Annotated in this window: 2 rRNA genes; both read right to left on the bottom strand. The window is 57.3% G+C overall.

Annotated elements, in window-relative coordinates:
• Positions 1-3: 3 nt before the first annotated feature.
• Positions 4-120, bottom strand: a 5S ribosomal RNA gene (gene rrf / locus Mam01_RS35795).
• An 85-nt stretch (positions 121-205) separates the two neighbouring features.
• Positions 206-2859, bottom strand: a 23S ribosomal RNA gene (locus Mam01_RS35800); the annotation flags it as partial.

A 2859-nucleotide genomic window follows, 5' to 3' on the forward strand; every position in this document is an offset into this window, starting at 1 on the left:
ATTGTCCGGCGGCGTCCTACTCTCCCACACCGTCCCCGGTGCAGTACCATCGGCGCTGGCGGGCTTAACTTCCGGGTTCGGAATGTAACCGGGTGTTTCCCCACCGCTATAACCGCCGTAACCCCATGAAACACACAACCACCCACACCCTGCGGTGCGGAACCGGTTGCTGCCTCTGAGATCACATAGTGAACGCGAGCATAATATGGTCAAGTCCTCGGCCTATTAGTACCGGTCAGCTCCACGCATTACTACGCTTCCACTTCCGGCCTATCAACCCCATCGTCTATAGGGAGCCTTACCCACTCTCGTGGTGGGAGACCTCATCTTGAGGCGAGCTTCCCGCTTAGATGCTTTCAGCGGTTATCCCTACCGAACGTAGCCAACCAGCCGTGCTCCTGGCGGAACAACTGGCACACCAGAGGTTCGTCCGTCCCGGTCCTCTCGTACTAGGGACAGCCCCTCGCAAGTCTCCTGCGCGCGCAGCGGATAGGGACCGAACTGTCTCGCGACGTTCTAAACCCAGCTCGCGTACCGCTTTAATGGGCGAACAGCCCAACCCTTGGGACCTACTCCAGCCCCAGGATGCGACGAGCCGACATCGAGGTGCCAAACCATCCCGTCGATATGGACTCTTGGGGAAGATCAGCCTGTTATCCCCGGGGTACCTTTTAGCCGTTGAGCGACACCGCTTCCACACGCCGATGCCGGATCACTAGTCCCAGCTTTCGCTCCTGCTCGACCCGTCAGTCTCACAGTCAAGCTCCCTTGTGCACTTACACTCGACACCTGATTGCCAACCAGGCTGAGGGAACCTTTGGGCGCCTCCGTTACCTTTTAGGAGGCAACCGCCCCAGTTAAACTACCCACCAGACACTGTCCCCCACCCGGATACACGGGCGCGGGTTAGACGTCCAAAACGACCAGAGTGGTATTTCACCAATGACTCCACGATAACTAGCGTTACCGCTTCCCAGTCTCCCACCTATCCTACACAAGACGCTCCAAACGCCAATGTCAAGCTGTAGTGAAGGTCCCGGGGTCTTTCCGTCCTGCTGCGCGAAACGAGCATCTTTACTCGTACTGCAATTTCACCGGGCCTGTGGTTGAGACAGCGGGGAAGTCGTTACGCCATTCGTGCAGGTCGGAACTTACCCGACAAGGAATTTCGCTACCTTAGGATGGTTATAGTTACCACCGCCGTTTACCGGCGCTTAAGTTCTCACCTTCGCACCCCGAAAGGTGCTAAGCGGTCCCCTTAACGTTCCGGCACCGGGCAGGCGTCAGTCCGTATACATCGTCTTACGACTTCGCACGGACCTGTGTTTTTAGTAAACAGTCGCTTCCCCCTGGCCACTGCGACCCCCACCAGCTCAAGAAGCAAGTTCCATCACCAGTAAAGGTCCCCCTTCTCCCGAAGTTACGGGGGCAATTTGCCGAGTTCCTTAACCACAGTTCACCCGACCGCCTTGGTATTCTCTACCTGACCACCTGAGTCGGTTTAGGGTACGGGCCGCTACGACACTCACTAGAGGCTTTTCTCGGCAGCATAGGATCACCCACTTCGCCACAATCGGCTCGGCATCACACCTCAGGATATATGAGAGACGGATTTGCCTATCTCTCTCCCTACATGCTTACCCCGGGACAACCACCGCCCGGGCTGGGCTACCTTCCTGCGTCACCCCATCGCTTACCTACTACCAGATCAGGCCAGGCGTTCAGCCTCACCCCAGACCCGAAGGCCCGGAGGGCTTAAGGACCCTTAGTATCCCCGGATTCGATATGGGCGCATCACAGCGGGTACGGGAATATCAACCCGTTGTCCATCGACTACGCCTGTCGGCCTCGCCTTAGGTCCCGACTTACCCTGGGCGGACGAACCTGCCCCAGGAACCCTTGGTCATTCGGCGCAGAAGATTCTCACTTCTGACTCGCTACTCATGCCTGCATTCTCACTCGTACGACCTCCACCACACGATCACTCGGCAGCTTCACCGGTTCGTACGACGCTCCCCTACCCACCACCAGCAAGCTGGTAGTGCCACGACTTCGGCGGTGTACTTGAGCCCCGCTACATTGTCGGCGCAGAATCACTTGACCAGTGAGCTATTACGCACTCTTTCAAGGGTGGCTGCTTCTAAGCCAACCTCCTGGTTGTCACTGCGACTCCACATCCTTTCCCACTTAGCACACGCTTAGGGGCCTTAGTCGGTGATCTGGGCTGTTTCCCTCTCGACCACGGAGCTTATCCCCCGCAGTCTCACTGCCACGCTCCACTTACCGGCATTCGAAGTTTGGCTGACGTCAGTAACCTTGTCGGGCCCATCAGCCAACCAGAGCCCTACCTCCGGCAAGCACCACGCAACGCTGCACCTAAATGCATTTCGGGGAGAACCAGCTATCACGGAGTTTGATTGGCCTTTCACCCCTACACACAGGTCATCCCCCAGGTTTTCAACCCTGGTGGGTTCGGTCCTCCACGCGGTCTTACCCGCGCTTCAACCTGCCCATGCGTAGATCACTCCGCTTCGGGTCTACAGCATGCGACTACAAACGCCCTATTCAGACTCGCTTTCGCTACGGCTCCCCCACACGGGTTAACCTCGCCACACACCATAACTCGCAGGCTCATTCTTCAAAAGGCACGCAGTCACATCACAGACAAGCAAGCTTGCCTACGCTCCTACGGCTTGTAGGCACACGGTTTCAGGTACTATTTCACGACCCCTCACCGGGGCGCTTTTCACCTTTCCCTCACGGTACTTGTTCACTATCGGTCATCAGGAAGTATTTAGGCTTACCAGGTGGTCCTGGCAGATTCACACAGGATTTCTCGGGCCCCGTGCTACTCGGGAA

The sequence above is a fragment of the Microbispora amethystogenes genome (assembly GCF_016863015.1).
Classification (GTDB): Bacteria; Actinomycetota; Actinomycetes; order Streptosporangiales; family Streptosporangiaceae; genus Microbispora; species Microbispora amethystogenes.